Here is a 17,488-nt window from a genome sequence, read left to right as displayed (position 1 = left end):
TCCTTTTTAAAACTAGGATAATTTACTTTTAAACAACCCTATTGCATAGAGAATATCTTTTCTGGTTTTTGAAAATAACAACAAAATACCTAAGTATATAATTGCACATAAAGAAACAGAAAAAAAAGTCCACCCTGTACTATTGTGTAATCCATTTATTATGTAACCTATAACTCCCATAAAAAAAGCTGCTGTACAAATCGTAAATGTGTTCTTAACAATTGTACTTATTATTATCCCTACCTTTATTCTCATAATTATAAAATGAACAACTACTGATTGTATTCTTATCCATGATCGAACATAAACAAAAACCCAAAATCCGTAATGCAAACTGAAAATACATGCAGGCACTAGAACTATTAAATGCAAAATTTGAACTAAGAACGATAACTTTGGTAAACCTTTAGCTCGATATACTTCACTACATATATGTCCAAACACTATCGTTACGGCACTTGTTAACGCCCATTGACCTAATATATCACTAGATTCAATCCATTTATTACCTAATAGTATCAGTGTAATTAGATCCCGGTATAAATAAATACCTACGCCCAATGGTAACACAACAACAGCAACTAGCCTCTGCGCTTTTAAAAATACTGAAGTAAATATATCCGATTGATTTTGTAATCTTGACAATACAGAAAAAAGAACAGGTACAGTAGTTGATGTGATTAATGTCATCAGTCCGTTAACCATCATAGAAGAAGTTTTATATAATCCAACATAATGAGAATTTAGCACAGTACTAATAAGTAGAACATCTACCCATGATGTAAGCCATATTGAAATTGATTCAAATAATGACCACATGCTAAATGAAAACATTTTTTTGAAAACAGTTAAACTAAAATAAAAGGTAGGTTTCCAGGAGGAGTTATAGGTTAAGATTACCGCTGTAGATAATTGACTTACTATTGTTCCAATGACAATTGCCCAATAACCAAATCCAATTAATGCAAAAGGAATTGTTACTACAAACGGTATACATGAAGATATAATACGTGCGATAAATAAAATTCTAAAATCTAAGGACCTTTTAAACAAAGCAGATTGAATACTAGAAAATGAAGTTAAAGGCAACTGAAAGCTTGCAATTACAAGCACCATACCTAGTCCTGGATTCCCCAACAAGCTTGCCAATTGCTCATTAAAAGTAAAGATTGTACACCACAATAATAACGATATTACTAAATTGGTCCAAAAAGCAACATTGGACGCTTGCCCTACTTCATCATTACTACTAAATTCTTGTTGTATTAGATACTTCTGAAAACCAGCATCTGTGAATATATCAGCAAAACTAACTATCATCGTTACAGTTGCTACTACTCCAAAGGCTTCAGGTGCAAGTAATCTTGCTAATATCATATTTATTAAAGGAACAGATAGTTTAGCAGAAATTTCTGTAATTGCAGACCATTTAGTAGCTTTTATTGATTTCTTTTTTAGGTCAGACAAGTCAGAGTTATTCAAATCTCTTACCTCAACTTTTATAATTTCATTTATTCAAATCAGGTAATTTAATCCATTTTCCGAGCTGGTAATCAAATTCTTTCGGCTTTATTTTTTCAAATCCTGAACCATGATAAAACGTTAGCTCTCCAAAATATATTTTTCCATTAACATTATAAAAGTCTACTCTAACGTGGGGAAAATTACTTGCTAAATTACTTGCTAAAGAGAGCATCTTTTCTAAATTTTCCGGTCTTCCTATTTTAGCTGTAGGATCAGAAGAAAACTTTATAGATACGTCAATATAATTCCAATCCGTATCATAAAAATTCCTTTTATGATTAGTAAATCTATTAAAATCAACCTGTACTATCTTTGGTACTCCTCCAAAACAAAATACTTTATAATCTTTTAATTCATAACCTGATTCATCCACCATGTATTTTTCACAAATGATCCTTGGCTTTACGTGTTTATAAGGCCACTCTCTTCCGTACCAGTACCAATTTTTGCTCATCCATTTCTGAATCATTTTAACTGCTAGATCTTTATTCAGCTTTTTCTTATCCTGACAAATAATATTACAACCTGAGCCATGAGTGCATTTTAAGACAAACTGATCAGGTAATTCAGACCATTTAATTTCATCTGTACTATTATATACACCCAGCAGTGGTATTAAGTAATTATCACCAATCATCTTTGACACATGCTGTCTTACTGTAAATTTATCTACATAATTAACATATTCAGTCCTACGATCATTTAATTTTAGCCATTGGAGCTTTTCATTAAAAGTTTGAGGATTATTTAGATTTAGTTTTTCACCAATGTGATACTTATACTTATACTTCAACAAAGTTTCATTTGGCAAAAAATTCAGTAATTGGCCAGTGATATTCCTCAAAAAAAGATATTTCATAGCACTTTTTCTCCATCTATTTTTAGTTTATTATGAATTTTTAACCACGAATAACTGAGCACTAATAATATTTGAATATATCCTACGTTGTAACTTACCAATCCTGTTTCAGAAATCATTATTAACACCACAATTATAAATGGAAATACTAAATCATTTTCCTTAAGAAAAACCCCTTTAGATAACTTGAAAAATAAATAAAAATACATTGCATAATAAATTAAAAACCCTACGCTTCCTAGATCTGCAAGCAATTCGACGTAGTTATTATGAGCATACATATCAAACTCACTAATTACTGAAAAATTTCCAATACCATAACCGAATAATGGTCTATGTTTAAAACTGTCAATTGCCGCCTTAATCATTTGTATTCTAATTTCGGTACTAGCCCCTTCAGTTGTCGAACCCCAGAAAGGGTTACGACCATCGCCTCGACTCTTTCTCCAAGCACATTATAAAGCGGTTGAAAATTCATAACAGCATAATAAAAACCATATATAAAAATCAATAGAAAGGGCAGAATTATAAACGTCTTACTAATTTTTTTTACACTCAATAGAGTAAATAAACTTACTCCTATTAAAATTACTAAAAATGCTTTTTTTGATCCTGTAAACAATGTTACAGTTATGAGAATTAGTGTTAAACAAAAAAGAATAATCTTTTTATATCTTTTAAATTCTCCATTCTTAATAAGATATATTAAACATAATACAGAAAATGATAATTTTAATCCCACATCATTCACATTATAACCAATCGCTAACCCTAGCCTCCCAGTTCCCCATACAGTTATTGGTGTAGCTATCATCAATCTTATGGTCAGTAAAACCCCTCCGGCACTAATGCACTTTATTAAAAAATCTCTTTTTTCTCTTGAATCTATATAATCGCCTATAAAGACTGTGACTAAAAATACTTGTACCGACCATACTAAACTATATAGTCCTTTCTCCTGATCATTTGACCATAGGATTGTCGCAGTACATATTGTTAAAAATGAACTGACCCAAACAATATACCAATTAACTTTAATACCATGTGTGATAATTCTTATCATCATAATGACAATAAATAATATTCTTAAAGAATAGACCAGTGTTTTTTGGTCATTAATCGCGTAAATCGAACATATACTTAAGAAAATTAATAGAGCAATAATATTAATTTTATGCGGATGATTCATTTCATACTCCCTTTGAGCTTGATATATTTGCAAAAGACTAGAGCTGCTCAATAAGCTTTTAGTCCAAACTACGGAGTAGTTACTATGTTCAGAATTTTAGTTATTGGTTTTGGCCTACAAGTTATTTACCGAATTTATGTAAATGCAAAGTATAAGTTATTAACATAGAGATTGTTAAGAAAAAGATCGGGATATTAGGTGAATATTTCTTTGCAATAAGGAACTCTGATAGGAACACAAAAAGCCGGAGTAGCAAAGAAAGCGGCCATGATAAATAAAAACACAATATCTTTAACTGGTTGACTGCCTAATCTAATACCAAAAGCTACCGACTCTAAAGGATGGAAAAATACTGAAGCCATACAAGCAACACATCTTAGTAAAACTTCTTCATTTAATTTTAGTTTCTCAATACAAAAAATAGGACCATATGGTATTATAAAAGTTGCTGCTAGCTATGTATTCTCATCTAACTATATATATTTCCTGTATACTTTTCTTGATTCATAAGCTAATGATTTCCAATCATAGTTAAATGATAATTTTATCGCATTATTTCCACGTTCAGAGAGAGTATCTTTTTGATCAATTAACTCCATCATACTTCCAATAATTCCTTCCAATGATGTTTCACTTGACCAACCAGCATTCCATTTCAAAATTTCATCTCCCATATTAGATCCACGAGTTACAAGACACGGAATTCCATATGATAGTGCTTCAATTAATCCCATGGAGTGACCTTCAAAACGTGATGTTAAAATGAAAAAATCACTATTTAAAAGCACTGTTTCTTTATTTTGATCAAAAATAGGGTCTTTAAGATTAATCAAGTCCGATATGTTGCTTTTTTCTATTAATTCTTCAATTATTTTTTTCGACCCAGAACGATCAGGGCCATAAATATCAATAGTAATTTGAGCTTCTCTCATTTTATCCTGTAATAAATTACACGCATCTAAAAATAAATCTAAGCCTTTCTGATAAATATCCAAACGACCAATAAAAACACCTCTTAATCCATCATTTCCAGACCATACTTTTACATTTTCTTTATTATCAATCCCGTTAGGAATAACAAAAGAGTTTTTATTCCATACCACAGAGTTATTCATTTCATCAAGCGTCAAAAATTGAATAGCCGCAGCATTTTTTATGAAGTTTTTGAACAAAATTAAATTACCAATTCTTTTTTTGATTTTTTTTGATCTTTGTGCAGCGATTGTAAGAGAGCTTCTTGGAATGACTATATACGGGATATTTTTTCTTTTTAAATCAGCAGCAATTTTACAATACGAGATATAATATACCCCTTGAAAAATTACTAAATCAGGACTATTAAACGGTGATGGTAGGTACTTAATGTTTATTTTTTTAATCTCTGTAACATTTGTGAAGTTCACATCAACATTCCAAGTACTAAGTGGTAATTGTTGAAGATTAAACCACATTACATTATCATATTTTTCCTGTGCTTTTATTTGATTAGGAACACTTTTATGCGGACCGGTCCACTTATTTCCCATTAAATTGGATATGTATAAAATATTCAATTGGTTCCACCCTTCTTTACATTGATGATTTAATTAAAACATTTCATGTATATCAGTTCATATCATTTCACTTTTTTACCGATTTCAGAATCCAGTATACTATTAAGTAAATAGATCTAATTAATGATAAAGATTCAACTCTTCTATATACTATCCAATGGTACTTTACCAATTTGTATTTATTTATAGACAATGCCCCCGGCCTTATTCTATGGCTTGCAAGTGGAGTCTCTAATCCATATATATAACCCGCTTTTTTCACCACTTGTAACCACATGACATAATCATTTCTTTTTCTTATGTCCGGGATTAGCGTTTTTCCAAGTTCTTTGGCACTATATATAACTGTAAGATTTCCTGGATTTTGTTTAAGAATACCTTGGAAGTTGCTTCTAATTGGTGCTTTAATAATTTTATTTAAAGGCTCTCCTCGTTCATTTATTTTTGTGTAACTCGTACAAGTAAATGAATAACCGTTACTCTTCATAAAATATATTTGTTTATCGAGTTTATCCGGAAACCATAAGTCATCGCTGTCTAAGAAAGCTATGTAACTTCCTTTAGCAAGGTCAATTGCTTTATTTCTTGCCACAGCAGCCCCGGAGTTTTTTTGCATTTTGTGATATAAAATTCGGCTATCATTTTTTTGATAATCCTTAACTATTATACTAGTATCGTCTGTAGAACAATCATCCACTATAATAAGTTCCCAGTTACTGTAGGTTTGATTGAGTACAGACTGAATCGTATCTCGAATATATTTACTACAATTGTACGTTGGCATAATAATAGAGACCAATTCTTCTATTCCGTCTTCATAATTAATCATAAATTTCATTTTTTCCTTTCTATTTGTTCAACGGTTTCTTCAAATGTAAATAAATTGTATTTAAAACCAATGTTAGAAAGCGAAGTACTATACATTAAATTCCCAAATAATTTATTTATTGCATTTATTTTTTTGGTTAATATGAGTATCAACGGATTGAAAATTCTAGTTTGAAATAACTTTTTATTTTTAAACTTACAAACTAATGCAGCAAGCTCCGATGTACATACGTACTCTGAATTCTGTGGATAGAAAACTCCTGAACCTTCACTTTGAATTATTTGCTTAATAAATTCCGATAAATGATCGATATAAATCATACTTCTTTTATTTTTGATACAGGGAAAAAGAGGTATATTTTGGGCCAAATTAGCTAGTCTCGAATAATTACCTTTGCAATTTATTCCATATACCATTGGCGGTCTCAGAATAGCAGTTTTGAAGTTTTTGGATTCAATCTTCTTTATAAAACTCTCTGCTTGTAACTTAGATTTACCATAGCTACTTTTGGGATTAACCGGCGTATCTCTGTCAATCACTCCTGAATCAATTCCATATACACTCATCGAGCTGAGGAAAACAAACTGCTTAACGCCCTCGGCTTTAGCCTTGTTGGCCAACTCTACCGTTATATCCCGGTTGATCTTATAATAGAGCGCCGAGTTGTGTTTTGTTTCTTTTATGTGGGCAATCCCTGCCACATGCAGGATAACGTCAAACTCTGCAAATGCAGCGTTCTTCCATTCATCATTGCGGCAAGTTATAAAATGAATCGAATAGTTATCGTCATTCTTCACCCAATCAGCAAAGGAATTACCTATATAACTATTCTGTGCTGTAATAAGGATTTTCTTTTTCTTTATCTGATCAGCCATGATTTGCAAACTCCTTTTTACTGCTTATTGCCACCCTCAACAACCCCGTCACTCTTCAGAACACTACCAATCGTCTTAAAAAAGCACCTTGCATCCATTACAATGCCAAGCTTCTCAACATATTCACCATCAAGCTTTGCTTTAATATCAATTGGAAGCTCATCACGACCATTGATTTGTGCCCAGCCTGTGAGACCAGGCAGGATGTCATTGGCCCTGTATTTATCACGTTCAGCAATAAGGTCATATTGATTCCACAGCGCTGGACGCGGACCGATAATGGACATTTGCCCGACAAATATATTCCAAAGCTGCGGCAGCTCATCAAGCGAAGTCTTTCTCAAAACTTTTCCTACCTTCGTGATGTAAACATCCGGGCTAGACAGCAGATGAGTTGGAGTGTCTTTGGGCGTATCCGTCCTCATCGTTCGGAATTTTAAAATATGGAACTCCCGTTTGTCTTTTCCGATCCTTTTTTGCCTGAATAGAACTGGACCTTTAGAATCCAGCTTGATGAGTACTACGAGTAATAAAAAAACTGGCGATAGTATCACCAGCCCAATGAAAGACAATATGAAATCGGATAACCGCTTGAACATCAAATAATTCATCACATTAACTCCTGAGTCCCTCTATTTATTGTTGAGTAATCGGTTCGCCAGCAGCCCTTCCATATACCTTAACAAATCTTCCCGCAGTTCCTCGCGCTGAAGCGCAAATTCAAGCTGTGTCTGAATAAAGCCCAGCTTTTCTCCTACATCATAGCGAGTACCTGCGAAATTATAGGCGTATACGGCTTCGGACTGGTTCAGTTGAGCTATCGCATCGGTTAACTGAATTTCTCCGCCGGCGCCTGGCTGCTGGTTATCCAGGATATCGAATATCCGGGGGCTTAGAATGTATCGGCCCATGATAGCAATATGGGACGGCGCTTCACTTTGCTTAGGTTTTTCGACCAAATGATTGACCGAATAAAGGCGGTCATGAATTTCTCGTCCGTCTACAATGCCGTAACGGGATACTTCCTGTTCAGGAACTGGCTGAACACCGATAATCGAGGATTGATAACGCTCGTATTGTTCAATCATTTGCCGCAGACAAGGCTTTTCGCCTCTTACAATGTCATCGCCAAGCAAAACGGCGAACGGTTCGTTGCCAATAAACTTGCGGGCGCACCAGACAGCATGTCCAAGGCCACGCGCTTCTTTTTGGCGTATATAGTGGATATCCACCATCTTGGACGGCTTCTGAACCTCGTTCAGAAGATCAAGTTTTCCTTTCTCAAGCAGATTCTGCTCCAGCTCAAAAGAGTTATCGAAATGATCCTCTATCGCTCGTTTCCCCTTGCCTGTCACGATAATAATATCCTCGATCCCGGATTCAACCGCTTCTTCTACGATGTATTGAATCGTAGGCTTATCAACAATTGGCAGCATTTCTTTAGGCATCGCTTTCGTAGCTGGCAGGAAACGTGTTCCAAGGCCGGCAGCCGGAATAATCGCTTTACGAACTTTCATCGCTGTCTCTCCTTTAGCCTGTTTTGGATATTTGCTGTTTATGAAATGGAACCACCTTCTGAATCACTTCTTTTACGAGCATTGGCGTTTCGCCAATTACTTTTTCCAGACGTTTCAATTCGAGATCAAGCTCCGACCGATCAATGCTGATTGGCTTTCCGATAAAAATCCGGTTATGCTGGGTAGCTGTAATGTTTTCTTCGTTCGTAAGCAACTCCTCAAACAGCTTCTCCCCTTCTCGAATACCTGTAAATTCGATAGGAATATCGGCATACGGCTCATAACCGGACAATCGGATTAAATCTTCCGCCAAAGTCAAAATTTTAACCGGTTTACCCATATCGAGAATAAAGATCTCACCGCCGTTTGCAAAAGAACCTGCCTGGATTACAAGCTGTACGGCTTCCGGAATGGTCATAAAATAACGAATCATATCCGGGTGCGTGACGGTTACCGGCCCGCCGTTCATGATTTGCTCTTGGAAGCGAGGAACTACGCTGCCTCTGCTGCCCAGCACATTGCCAAACCGAACCGCAACAAACTTCGTTTTGCTTACAAAATTCAAGCTTTGGATATACATCTCTGCCACCCGCTTTGTTGCACCCATCACGCTGGTCGGATTAACCGCTTTATCTGATGAGATCATAACGAATCGTTCTGCTCCGTATTTATCTGCGCAATCCGCTACATTTTTGGTTCCAAAGACGTTGTTTTTAATCGCTTCCGCCGGGTTTCGCTCCATAAGCGGGACATGTTTATGCGCTGCCGCATGAAATACAACTTCCGGCTTGAAAACACGGAACATATGGTCCAATCGACTCCGGTCCTGAATATCTGCAATGATGGTTTCGAGCACAAGCTCGGGAAACTTTTTGCGAAGTTCCATTTCAATGGTATAGATGCTGTTCTCCCCATGACCAAGCAAGCATAATTTACGAGGCTGAAATGATGAAATCTGACGGCACAGCTCCGAGCCTATAGAACCGCCCGCTCCCGTTACTAAAACTATTTTATCTGTCACATATTCTGCAATTCCTACCAAGTCAGTCATAACGGGATCGCGGCCAAGCAGATCTTCCACATTAACATCGCGAAGTGCTTTTACCGATAAGCGTCCTTTAATAAAGTCATGAATAGCCGGAATCATTTTGATTTTGGCATTCGTCAGTTTGCAAATGTTAATGATGGCGGATATTTCAGCTTTTGGAGCCGAAGGCATGGCGATAATAATGTCGTGAATATCTTTGGCTTTAACTATTTCCGCAATGGATGAGCGCGTTCCGAATACCGGAAGCCCTACAACTCGCATACCTTGCTTGTACTCGTCGTCATCAATGAAACCAACAATCCGGTTGCCCGAAAAACTTGGCGTCATCATCTCTTTGGCAATAAGCGCTCCGCAATCGCCTGCCCCGATAATAAGTACATTGTTTTTAGTGCTCCGTTTATCTACCAGACGAATACGGATAAGGCGCCAAGCGAATCGGACTCCCCCCATCAGCAAAAGCATAGTCTCAATCGTACGAGCAGCAATAGAGAGCGGCACATAGCGTCCAGCATCTATCATCCATGCTGCTCCAAAAGCCAATACGCTTCCTGCTACAACCGCTTTCAGCAATGTTACAATTTCTCCAATACTGGCGTACTCCCACATGCGCCGGTACATGCGATAATAAACAAATGTACATGTGCATAATACGGTCATGGCAACAGCATAAACAAACATCTGGACTTTGTAATCAGAAGGAATGCCAGCATGAAATCTAAAAAAATACGAGCTAACGATGCTGAACCAAATGATTAAAATATCCGTAATAAATAACGACTGCGCCCTCCTGCGGTACATCAACGTTTTCCCCTCCATCAGTTATATATTTTGGCCTTTTATTGTTTATATAAATGCAAAAGCTGAGCCGCTCCTGTCGCAGCAACGGATCAGCTGCTGCATTTATAGCAGCAGTAAATCCGGGCATCGAACCCGTCCTCACATCGCGCCACCGGCAAGGATGCCTAAGGCTGCTCCGCTTGGGGATAGCCCACAGCGCGATCGAGTGCCTGCGGTGATATAGGTGCAGCAGACATTACCTATTAGTTGTAAAGCCCAACTTTTCACTTAAAAAAATGAATGGTTACGATTTGACTTCCTTCATTGCATCTTCGTAGCTGCGGCCCTGGCTGGCGCCGTATTTTTTCGCGATTTGAGACAGTTCGTTATATTCCTCCGGTGTAAATTTCTGCAAAATGATACCTTTGGCGGTTTTTTTCTCTTCGGTTGTTAATCCCCCGCGGCCAAATCTTTCAGTTTGTTAATGTCCGACATGCTTAGCCGCTTCAATACAAGTTTGGTTACTTTCGCTTTGTCGCTGGTGGTGACTTCCTCTTGGATATGCTTGGCATCCTCTACGGTAAGGTCCCCCGGCTTGCCTGAGCTGCTGCTGCCAGAGCCCACCGATTTCGAACCGGATTTTGCCCCCTCCTGGTCCGATCCCTTGGATGGGTTCTCTCCGTTAGCTGCTGCAGCAGAACCATCCTTCGCATCAGCCTCTGTGTCCTGTTGTCCACTCTGCTGCTGCCCGGCGCCCCCTGCCGTTCCGCTTGCATCAGCCGTCAGATTGCCGTTGTCATCCAAGTGGTTCACATCTACGGTGAGCTGATCCGCAAACGATGAAATAAAGCGGTCAATCGCATAGTTAGCTGCAAAAAGCCCGCCTGTTCCAAGCACAATAATGACGGAGGCAGCCCAAATCGTAATCGTCAACCAGCCTCTGCGGCGCTTTCTTTTCCGTTTTACCATCGGCATGATCGTTAACCCTCGTGTCCGTAATAATAGTAGTAGGCTTGTTCGCTTGCTTTCCGTTTGACATTATTCAGAACGACGCCCAATATGCGTGCATTCACATGCTCCAGATTTTTGACGGCTTTAGCCGCAATATCACGTTTCACCTTGCCTTGATCCACAACGAGAATGACACCGTCGCATTTTGCTGCGGCGACCTGCGCATCTGTTACGGCAAGCAGCGGCGGCGTGTCAATCAAAATCATGTCATAGACCGTCCGCAAATGATCCAGTACACTGGCCATTTTGTAAGAAGCCATCATCTCGGACGGGTTAGGCGGAATCGGCCCGGATGTGATGACATCCAAATTCGGGATACCCGATGGCTGAATGGCCTGCTCGATCTCACATTGTCCGCTTATTAATGAGGACAACCCGACCTGGTTGGATACTTGAAACGTATGGTGCGCCGTTGGCTTCCTCATGTCGCCGTCGATAAGGAGCACTTTTTTCTCCGACTGACTGTAGGTGACAGCCAGATTGGCAATGGTAGTGGATTTGCCTTCCCCAGGGCCGGCGGAAGTAACCATAATGACCTGCAGCTTCTGGTCGATCGCCGCAAAATTAACGTTTGTACGCAAAACACGGTAGGTTTCCGATACGGGCGACCGCGAGTTGGTTACCGTAATCAGCTGCCGTTTATTTACCGATCGTGACACTATTCCACTCCCCTGCTTGTTGGTTTTTGTTTTTGGACAAGCCCGCATTTTTGCTGCTGAGTTCGTTTGGATTCACTTTAGCTATAAGTGCAAGCGTCGGCTGGCCAAGGTAACGCTGCACATCCGCTTCCGTCTTAATCGTGTCGTCCATATACTCGAGCAGAAAGCTGATACCCACAGCGAGCATAAGCGAAACAACAAAACCGATCACGATATTAAGCGGCACATTCGGCGATACAGGAGAAGGATCATCCTCCACATCGGCTTTGTTAAGAATCGAAACGTTCTCCACGTTAAACACGTGCGGAATTTCCTGCTGGAACACTTCCGATACGGCATTCACTGCCCGAGCCGCAACCGGATATGACACATCCGTCACGACCACAGTCATGACCTGTGTATTGTTCACCGAGCTGACTTTGATTTTGCCGGCCAGCTGCTTGGCGCTTAGCCCCAGTTCCGGATGCTGTGCAGCGACTTTATCCAGAATCGCCGGCGTCTTAATAATCTCCTTGTACGTATCAATGATCTTGATATTGCTGTTGATCTCATTAATATCAAGATCTTGCGTAGCTGCCTGCGCACTGGTTCGATTGACGATGATTTTGGTGGAAGCTTCATAGATCGGATCCTTGAAAAAAATACTGTACACTGCCGTAATTGCCGTTATACAAACGACGATGGCGATAATTAACGCTAACCGCTTACGGATAATGAGAAAGTAATCCTTAAGCTCTAGTTCATTAGACATAAACCCATTCCTCCATAAGTCGATATACCTATGTGATTTGCCAAAAAAATCTTCCTCTCGTGCTTCAATCGAAGCCGAGAGGAAGAAACTGATTTTTAGCTTTGCCGATTACTCGGCGCTTGTGTAAGCACGGTAGATCATTGCAGCCGCTTCAGCACGGGTTGCGCTGTCCTTCGGGCGGAACTTGCCGCCGCTGCCTTCGACAATGCCTTGGCTTGCCGCATAAGCAACACCGTCTTTCAAAGCCGAGCTGATGGACGAAGCATCCGCAAACTGAGCCAGTACATTGTCCGTGTTAACAGCCGCTGCCGAGCCTTGAACGGCTTTCAGCGTACGGGCGATCATTGTAGCCATTTCTGCACGCGTAATGGTTGCATTAGGCGCAAATTCCGTTGCCGTGCGGCCATTAATGATGCCAAGCTTAGCCGCTGCAGCTACATAAGACGCAAACCAGTCGCCGCTGTTCACATCGTTGAAGTTTTCCTTAGCAGCACCATTCTCCAGGTCAAACGCGCGAATAAGCATTTTAGCGAATTCAGCACGGGTTATTTGATCTTTTGGCGCAAATACGCCTTCGGATTTGCCTTCAATTGCTCCCTTGGCGGCAATCACTTGAATCGCGCGTCCTGCCCAAGCTTCCACACTGGCAATATCGCTGAATGTTACTTTATTCTCAACGACGACATACGAGGAGAAGGTGTCGCGTGCTTCTACGATGGAATGGCCTTGTACACGTCCGCCTTGGAATAGCAGCTTGCCGTCAACAATTTTGGCGACAGACAGCAGTTCCTGATCCAGGCCGTCAAGCGAGCCTAGCGGAATGCTGACCACAATCGGCGTGCTGAACGATGTTACCGGCTTGCCGTTAACGGCCAAAGTAAAATCATAGACACCGGAAGCCGATTGAAGACCCCCAGTTACGGCCGGATCAGCTTGATGCGTCTGAACGCCAAACGAAATCGCCCCGTTAAGTTCGCCGCCGAGCGGAAGTGATGCCTTCAGGCCATTTTCCACAACCTGTACTTCCGTTACTCCGTTCGCAATCGCAGCTTTTACCAGATCATCCGACAAGTTCGCAGCAACCGAATTCGGCAGACCGCTGCCCAAATCCAGCTTCAGCGACAGCTTAGGCAGCTCTGCGCCGGTTACGCCCAGCGATTTCAGCACTTCGTTTACTTTGCCGAGACCGGCCAGTATGGACCCGATCGCTTCATCATCCAGTTTCAGCACAGCTTGACCGTTGTTAATGGATACGTATTTTGCAGCATTGACATTGGACAAGCTGTCTACGATAGCCTGAGCTTTCTTCACGGCTTCAGCAAGCAGAGCAGCTTTCTCCGCTGGAGAAGCAGCTGCCAGTTTGGCAGCCAAACCTTCCATCTCGCTCTCAAAGGCCGTTACAGACTTCGGCAATTCAATGCCGCCGAGGTCACCGCCTCCGCCGCCGATAATAATTTCACCGTCGCCATCATCATCGCCGTTCACCTTGTTGTAAGCGGCAATGAATGCGTTGAGCGCGTTTCTTACATTGCGTAGCGTACTGAAGTTGAGGTTATCCCGAAGGTTTTGTCCCACCTGAGCTACATCGGAATAGCCGATTTCATAATGCGTAAAAACAGCCTTAACCTTTGCATTGGAGTTAACCGCATCCGAAACAGCTGTTTTCAAAGCATCCTTCTGACTGTCCGACAAATCCAGCAGGTCATCTGCACTTTCAATATCCAGATCGCCAATCAGATCAAATACGTTAGCCTGCAATGCCAGTACAACCTGAACAACATCAGACACCGTCAAATCGTTAATGGAACTGTCCAATCCGTTCAGGAAGCCGCCGTATTTGTCCTGCAGCCTGTCCAGATAGCCCTGCCAGTCTGCTGCTTCAATCGAAGAAAGGTCTACCGATGCAGCGTCTTCAAACAACGCTCTGAATACGGCTTTGTCTGCCGGTGTCAGATTCAGCTTATCCGTAACCGGAGCCAGAATGGCAGGATTCTCATTCAAGATCGCAACAAGATCCGCGCGGGCAGCAACTGCAGCTTGAATGCCGCCTTCTACGCTTTTCAAAGCTTCATAGTATGTTTGCAGTTCCGCAAACAAATCATCCAGCTGCGTGTCAGTCGTTACAGATGCAGCAGATGCAAAGGCGACAGAAGCAAAACCCGCTTTCTCCGCCAGCCCTTTGCTGCTTAACGGGATACCGGCAAATGCGCTTGCAGCAAGGCTAGCAGCAACCGTTGAAATAATCCATTTTTTTCTCAGCATTCGTCTTCCACCTTTTTTAGAAATGTTAAACCACAACCGTTCCGGATATAAATGCAGACTATCCATGATTTTCGGGAAGTCACGTGCTTGAATGTAATTCTATAGAACCATCTAACTTTCCGAATATGTATGCCATTAGTTCCTATACTATTTTTGTCAAGTCTACATTTATACCATTTTTAACTATTCCGACTCTTATTTTAATAAGCCGCACGTTAGAAAATCAAGTAAAAAAATGTAAAATAATGCGAGACAAGTAGGTATTTTGTAGAAGGAGGGCGATTGATTCTGCATATCTTGGAGTAGTCGTTTCGACATGTTTTTTTATAGTAAAATGCCTATAGACTTATTTATGTGGGTATTAAAGCTTTTTTATCTTTACAAGGACAAACTATATCGTGTTTTCTGTGCAGAAGCTGTCACTATTTGTCGAAGGTATTAGAGGAAAAAATATACATTTTATCGTTTGATGTCGGTGGTATTGAAGTCGCCATTGGGACCGTTGGCATAGGGGAATTAAACAGAGGAACAAAAAAAGCTCCAGGGAATAATCCCTGGAGCCGCGTTTGTTTCGGCACGAATAATCAAACTATAAATCGGCTAATAAGAAGCCGGATAATTACAGTTTCACTACGTTAGCAGCTTGTGGACCGCGTGCGCCTTCAACGATGTCGAATTCGACCGATTGGCCTTCTTCGAGAGTTTTGAAGCCTTCGGATTGGATAGCGGAGAAATGAACAAATACGTCGCCGCCTTGTTCCGTTTCGATGAATCCATAACCCTTCTCTGCGTTAAACCATTTTACTTTACCTTGCATTCACATACATTCCCTTCATCTTCAAATGACTGTGAGGCGAACTGTATATTGGCCCACATTTTGACTATAACATCGAGGACTTAGAATTGTCAAACAATTTTTTGAAAGCGAATTCAAATGCTTCTTGCCTAAGTTTGTACCCGATCGCAGGCTTTTGGCACCACATCTATTGTGGAATATAATGGATGCTGCTTTTTACCCGTATCCGCTAACATTTCAACAGGCGTATGTCGATAATAGTAACAAAAACAGCTGAAAACTTGGTGAATCTATGATAATCGATATTGTTCTTGGAATCGCATCAGGCCGCGGAGGTTTGGAAACCGTTGTTACGAATATAAGCCAAGAGCTGAAAAGACGCGGACATCGTGTTCGCGTCTTTCAAACGTTGCCCCCTCGGTATAAGGAATGGAGCGAAACGCTTCCTGAAAATTATTATTACGCTTTGCCTCCGGAAGCATTAGATGATACGGATTCCAAACCATTCTTTCAAGTGGAGGTGCAGCGCTTTGCTGCCGGTTACCGCAGCCTGCTAGAGGAGCTGGGCTGTCCCGATGTTGTCCTTGCTGCGCATACGCCTCTAATCGGCCTGGTTTGCAATTTGGCGCTAAATCATTTAGAGGCAGGTAACCGTCCGCCCATTATTTCCTGGCTTCATGGTCCGCCGGAAGCATTCGGGCAAGAAGCAGCTCAATTTATGAAATATAGCGACGCTCATATGGTTATCTCTCGTGATATCGGACGAAAAATAGAGGCTGCTCTTCCAGCGGCTGCTCCTATCTATTATGTGGGTAACCCGATTGATGCCCGCTTCATTGAAATGGTTGCACGCCCTCAAAAAGGCCCGGCCAAATTGTTATATATCGGAAGAATAGATAATAACCCGAAACGCCTGGATGTATTGTTCCGCAGTCTCCAGTTTGTGCAAAATTGGGAACTGCAAATTATCGGTGACGGCGATGACAGGGCAGCTTTGGAACAGCTGGCAGAGCAGCTTCACATCTCAGATTCGATTCAATGGAATGGCTGGAAGGAAGATCCTTGGGCTGAAGTGAAGGAAGCGTCTCTTCTCGTATTAAGTTCGGACTATGAAGGATTCGGCATGGTGCTAATTGAAGCGCTTGCCCGCGGAATCCCGGTCCTGTCAACCTCATGCGGCGGACCGGATGATATTATTATCCATGGCGTTAATGGCTGGCTCTATCCGGTAGGCGATTCCGGCGCTCTGCAGCGATGGCTGCAACAAATCATAGAAGGCACACAAGCATTGCCTTCTCCCCAGGCATGTCTTCAATCCATTGAACCATTTGCTTTGGAGCAGGTGGCAGCGGTTATGATCGAGTCCATTATTTATACGAAAGCTTCATTCGGCAATGATCTGTATATCGCACCTTATCAAATAAAGGTCGCTGCGGAAATATTGATCGCTTCAATCGAAAAGCTGGCAAACGGTTTTTCTTTTGAGCAAGCCGAATCTTTTGCAGTCTCCATAATTAAACCGCATGGGATTGCAGTTGAAGCGGTTATGGCCATTATTGAGCTTTTTAGCGAAAAGGATTTGCGCAGCGATAGATACACTTTGTTTGGAATTGTTTGCTGGAACTTGCAAATGTATGATTATGTCATTCCTCTTTTGCAAAAAGCGCTGCAACTCGCTCCTCAGCATAGTGATGCGCTGTACAATATGGGTTATGTGCTCCATACGATGGGCGAGCATACCCTTGCCAACCAGTATTTCAGCCAAATACCGAATCCGGATGAAGAATTGCTGGCTCTGATCAATCATCTCGGCCAGTAAGCCCGCAGAATGGAGGGAA

16 protein-coding genes are annotated in these 17,488 nt (G+C 40.8%); 1 reads left to right on the top strand and 15 read right to left on the bottom strand.

Annotation, left to right across the window (positions count from 1 at the left end; all coding sequences use genetic code 11):
• Positions 1-12: 12 nt before the first annotated feature.
• The 15 genes from ET464_RS16720 to ET464_RS16650 all read right to left on the bottom strand — a co-directional run bounded on the left by ET464_RS16720 (position 13) and on the right by ET464_RS16650 (position 15,671).
• Entirely contained in the window at positions 13-1,482 is a 1,470-nt protein-coding gene (locus tag ET464_RS16720; protein WP_244226576.1) for a lipopolysaccharide biosynthesis protein, read from the bottom strand.
• Positions 1,483-1,507: 25 nt separating this feature from the next.
• The gene (locus ET464_RS16715) at positions 1,508-2,383 is read right to left on the bottom strand and encodes an ATP-grasp fold amidoligase family protein (RefSeq protein WP_129442923.1); all 876 of its coding nucleotides are present in this window, start codon (positions 2,381-2,383) and stop codon (positions 1,508-1,510) included.
• Entirely contained in the window at positions 2,380-2,751 is a 372-nt protein-coding gene (locus tag ET464_RS16710; protein ID WP_129442921.1) for an O-antigen ligase family protein, read from the bottom strand. Before ET464_RS16710 ends, ET464_RS16715 begins: the two co-directional genes overlap by 4 nt.
• A complete protein-coding gene (locus tag ET464_RS16705) occupies positions 2,748-3,605 on the bottom strand; it encodes a hypothetical protein (protein ID WP_129442919.1) in 858 nt (285 codons plus the stop codon). The genes ET464_RS16710 and ET464_RS16705 overlap by 4 nt, the downstream gene beginning before the upstream one ends.
• A 440-nt stretch (positions 3,606-4,045) precedes the next feature.
• Complete coding sequence (locus tag ET464_RS16700; protein ID WP_129442917.1) at positions 4,046-5,125, bottom strand: glycosyltransferase; 1,080 nt, start codon at positions 5,123-5,125, stop codon at positions 4,046-4,048.
• 67 nt (positions 5,126-5,192) lie between these two features.
• A complete protein-coding gene (locus ET464_RS16695) occupies positions 5,193-5,954 on the bottom strand; it encodes a glycosyltransferase family 2 protein (protein WP_208543863.1) in 762 nt (253 codons plus the stop codon).
• Positions 5,955-5,959: 5 nt separating this feature from the next.
• Positions 5,960-6,829, bottom strand: coding sequence for an NAD-dependent epimerase/dehydratase family protein (locus ET464_RS16690; RefSeq protein ID WP_129442915.1), 870 nt, complete (start codon positions 6,827-6,829; stop codon positions 5,960-5,962).
• Positions 6,830-6,846: 17 nt separating this feature from the next.
• Positions 6,847-7,440, bottom strand: coding sequence for a sugar transferase (locus ET464_RS16685; RefSeq protein WP_129442913.1), 594 nt, complete (start codon positions 7,438-7,440; stop codon positions 6,847-6,849).
• A 21-nt stretch (positions 7,441-7,461) separates the two neighbouring features.
• On the bottom strand, positions 7,462-8,346 hold the full coding sequence (gene galU / locus ET464_RS16680) for a UTP--glucose-1-phosphate uridylyltransferase GalU (protein WP_129442911.1): 885 nt from the start codon (positions 8,344-8,346) through the stop codon (positions 7,462-7,464).
• A 13-nt stretch (positions 8,347-8,359) separates the two neighbouring features.
• Positions 8,360-10,192, bottom strand: coding sequence for a polysaccharide biosynthesis protein (locus ET464_RS16675; RefSeq protein ID WP_129442909.1), 1,833 nt, complete (start codon positions 10,190-10,192; stop codon positions 8,360-8,362).
• Between the two features lie 429 nt (positions 10,193-10,621).
• Positions 10,622-11,146 carry a hypothetical protein gene (locus ET464_RS16670; RefSeq protein ID WP_129442907.1) on the bottom strand — a complete coding sequence of 175 codons (525 nt, stop codon included), beginning with the start codon at positions 11,144-11,146 and terminating at the stop codon, positions 10,622-10,624.
• 5 nt (positions 11,147-11,151) lie between these two features.
• Positions 11,152-11,841, bottom strand: coding sequence for a CpsD/CapB family tyrosine-protein kinase (locus ET464_RS16665; protein WP_129442905.1), 690 nt, complete (start codon positions 11,839-11,841; stop codon positions 11,152-11,154).
• Positions 11,822-12,592: a YveK family protein gene (locus ET464_RS16660; protein WP_129442903.1), complete on the bottom strand. Its 771-nt coding sequence runs from the start codon at positions 12,590-12,592 to the stop codon at positions 11,822-11,824. Before ET464_RS16660 ends, ET464_RS16665 begins: the two co-directional genes overlap by 20 nt.
• A gap of 108 nt (positions 12,593-12,700) precedes the next feature.
• Entirely contained in the window at positions 12,701-14,854 is a 2,154-nt protein-coding gene (locus ET464_RS16655) for an S-layer homology domain-containing protein (RefSeq protein ID WP_165280039.1), read from the bottom strand.
• Between the two features lie 619 nt (positions 14,855-15,473).
• On the bottom strand, positions 15,474-15,671 hold the full coding sequence (locus ET464_RS16650) for a cold-shock protein (protein WP_028599014.1): 198 nt from the start codon (positions 15,669-15,671) through the stop codon (positions 15,474-15,476).
• A 271-nt stretch (positions 15,672-15,942) separates the two neighbouring features.
• Here ET464_RS16650 and ET464_RS16645 point away from each other — a divergent pair, with 271 nt between their 5' ends.
• Complete coding sequence (locus ET464_RS16645; protein ID WP_129442899.1) at positions 15,943-17,469, top strand: glycosyltransferase; 1,527 nt, start codon at positions 15,943-15,945, stop codon at positions 17,467-17,469.
• The last annotated feature ends 19 nt before the right edge of the window (positions 17,470-17,488 follow it).

This window comes from Paenibacillus protaetiae (assembly GCF_004135365.1).
GTDB lineage: Bacteria > Bacillota > Bacilli > Paenibacillales > Paenibacillaceae > Paenibacillus_AP > Paenibacillus_AP protaetiae.
Note: the sequence above shows the minus strand (reverse complement) of the source record. Positions and strands in the feature narration are given on the sequence as shown.